The organism is Spirillospora sp. NPDC048911, from assembly GCF_043198015.1.
Taxonomy (GTDB): Bacteria; Actinomycetota; Actinomycetes; order Streptosporangiales; family Streptosporangiaceae; genus Spirillospora.
The window spans coordinates 2235-5128 of record NZ_JBICUD010000004.1 but is presented as its reverse complement, the minus strand read 5'-3'; the positions used below and the strand labels follow the sequence as shown (position 1 = coordinate 5128).

General features: G+C 63.1%; 2 rRNA genes and 1 pseudogene (1 of these 3 only partly in view). 1 reads left to right on the top strand and 2 read right to left on the bottom strand.

The features are described from left to right. A pseudogene (locus ACGFNU_RS18190) lies at nucleotides 1-925 on the top strand (hypothetical protein); the annotation flags it as partial. A 287-nt stretch (nucleotides 926-1212) separates the two neighbouring features. Here the strand turns inward: ACGFNU_RS18190 and rrf are convergent. Both rrf and ACGFNU_RS18180 read right to left on the bottom strand, forming a co-directional pair. After that, nucleotides 1213-1329 (bottom strand): 5S ribosomal RNA (gene rrf, locus ACGFNU_RS18185). Between the two features lie 169 nt (nucleotides 1330-1498). Then, a 23S ribosomal RNA gene (locus ACGFNU_RS18180) occupies nucleotides 1499-2894 on the bottom strand (it continues 1673 nt past the right edge of the window).

Sequence of the window (2894 nt, the reverse complement as noted above, 5' to 3'; positions counted from 1 at the left end):
GGTCGCCATAAGCCCTCGGACCACGCTTGTCATCGCGGTCACCGTAGGACTTGGAACCGCCCCGATCATCACGCTCGCCATAGGCCCTCGGTCCGCGCTTGTCATCGCGATCGCCGTAGGGCCTAGAGCCACCCCGGTCATCCCGGTCGCCATAGGACTTAGGACCACGCCGATCATCGCGATCCCTGTAGGGCTTGGAGCCACGCCGATCATCGCGATCCCTGTAGGGCTTGGAGCCACGACGATCGTCGCGGTCGCCGTAAGCCCTCGGGCCACGCTTATCGTCGCGATCCCCGTAGGACCTAGAGCCGCCCCGATCGTCACGGTCACCGTAAGACCTGGGCCCGCGCTTATCGTCGCGATCCCCGTAGGACTTGGGGCCGCCACGATCGTCGCGGTCGCCATAGGCCCTGGGGCCACGCTTGTCGTCGCGATCGCCGTAGGGCCTGGAGCCACGGCGGTCGTCGCGATCGCCATACGGACGTGGGCCGCCACGAGGCTTGTCGCGGTCGCCGAACGGCTTGCCGCGATCACCCGGACGCCTGTCCTCGAAGCGGCGCTCGCCCCCACGCTGTCCGGAGTCGCGGTCCTTTCGGAACCCGCCGGACCGCTGCTCGCCATCGCGGCCGCGCGCCGGCCCGCGGAAGTCCCGATCCTTCGGACGTCCCTGGTAACCGCCCTCGCCTCGCGGTCCGCCGCCACCGGCGCGCGGGCCACGCGGAGCGTCGCTGCGGCGATCGTCACTGCCGAAGCGACGGTCGTCGGACCGCTTGAACGGACGGCCGGGCCTCTGGCCTCGGTCGTCTCGCTGGCCGCCGGGCTTTCCGGGACGTCCCTTCCAGCCACCACCAGAGGACGAACGGTCTGTGGACCCGCCGCCCTCTCGCTCTCCCGAGGGGCGATAGCCGCCGGGGCGGCCTCCTGAGCCCTGAGCACCACCCCGAGGCGCGCTGCCGCGTGGCCCACCGCCCTGGCGGGGGCCCTGTCCGCCGGATCCGCCGCGGGGCTTGCCGCCTCGCTGGGCAGGCTTGCCACGACCCCCGTCGTCGCCCCGCCGCTCCCGGCGCTCGTCCTTGCGGCCGTCCTCTTCCGCGCTCATCACGTCCGTCACTGTTCTCGGTTGCTTCATGGACCTGAACCTCATTTTGCCAGGTCCAAGACATGCGTCGAGGGCCGCCCCGGCGATCCGGGGCGACCCTCGACCAAAAAAGTGTCCGGCGGTGTCCTACTCTCCCACACAGTCTCCCGTGCAGTACCATCGGCGCTGAGGGGCTTAACTTCCGGGTTCGGGATGGGACCGGGTGTTTCCCCCTCGCCAAAACCACCGAACGTCTCACCGCACAACCCCACGGGGGTTGGCAAGTTCGCCGTCCAAGCCAAGGCTCGGAACTATTGTATTGTGTCACGGTTCCCGTTTGTTTTCCGGGAACCGCACAGTGGACGCAAAGCTTCTCTCGCATACAGGATGCTGCTGTTTCGATTGGTTTGAACGCTTAGTGTGTTCAAGCCACTCGGCCTATTAGTACCAGTCGACTCCACACGTTACCGTGCTTCCATCTCTGGCCTATCAACCCAGTGGTCTAGCTGGGGGCCTTACAACCTCAAAGGGTTGGGAGAACTCATCTTGAGGCAGGCTTCCCGCTTAGATGCTTTCAGCGGTTATCCCTACCGAACGTAGCCAACCAGCCGTGCCCCTGGCGGGACAACTGGCACACCAGAGGTTCGTCCGTCCCGGTCCTCTCGTACTAGGGACAGATCCTCTCAATTCTCCTACGCGCGCAGCGGATAGGGACCGAACTGTCTCGCGACGTTCTAAACCCAGCTCGCGTGCCGCTTTAATGGGCGAACAGCCCAACCCTTGGGACCTACTCCAGCCCCAGGATGCGACGAGCCGACATCGAGGTGCCAAACCATCCCGTCGATATGGACTCTTGGGGAAGATCAGCCTGTTATCCCCGGGGTACCTTTTAGCCGTTGAGCGACACCACTTCCACACGTCGGTGCCGGATCACTAGGCCCTGCTTTCGCACCTGCTCGACATGTCTGTCTCACAGTCAAGCTCCCTTGTGCCCTTGCACTCGCCACCTGATTGCCAACCAGGCTGAGGGAACCTTTGGGCGCCTCCGTTACTCTTTGGGAGGCAACCGCCCCAGTTAAACTACCCACCAGGCACTGTCCCCCACCCAGATACATGGGTGCGGGTTAGACGCTCAAAACGACCAGAGTGGTATTTCACCAATGACTCCACCGACACTGGCGTGCCGGCTTCACAGTCTCCCACCTATCCTACACAAGACGCTCCAAACGCCAATGCCAAGCTATAGTGAAGGTCCCGGGGTCTTTCCGTCCTGCTGCGCGAAACGAGCATCTTTACTCGTACTGCAATTTCGCCGGGCCTGTGGTTGAGACAGCGGGGAAGTCGTTACGCCATTCGTGCAGGTCGGAACTTACCCGACAAGGAATTTCGCTACCTTAGGATGGTTATAGTTACCACCGCCGTTTACCGGCGCTTAGATTCTCAGCTTCGAAGATTACTCCTCTAACCGGTCCTCTTAACGTTCCGGCACCGGGCAGGCGTCAGTCCGTATACAGCGTCTTACGACTTCGCACGGACCTGTGTTTTTAGTAAACAGTCGCTTCCCCCTGGCCTCTGCGACCACCCCCAGCTCACCGCGCAAAGCGGATCACCAGAGCTGGTCCCCCTTCTCCCAAAGTTACGGGGGCAATTTGCCGAGTTCCTTAACCACAGTTCACCCGATCGCCTTGGTATTCTCTACCTGACCACCTGAGTCGGTTTGGGGTACGGGCCGCCAGTACACTCGCTAGAGGCTTTTCTCGGCAGCATGGGATCACTCACTTCACCTAAAACGGCTCGGCATCACCTCTCACCCTGC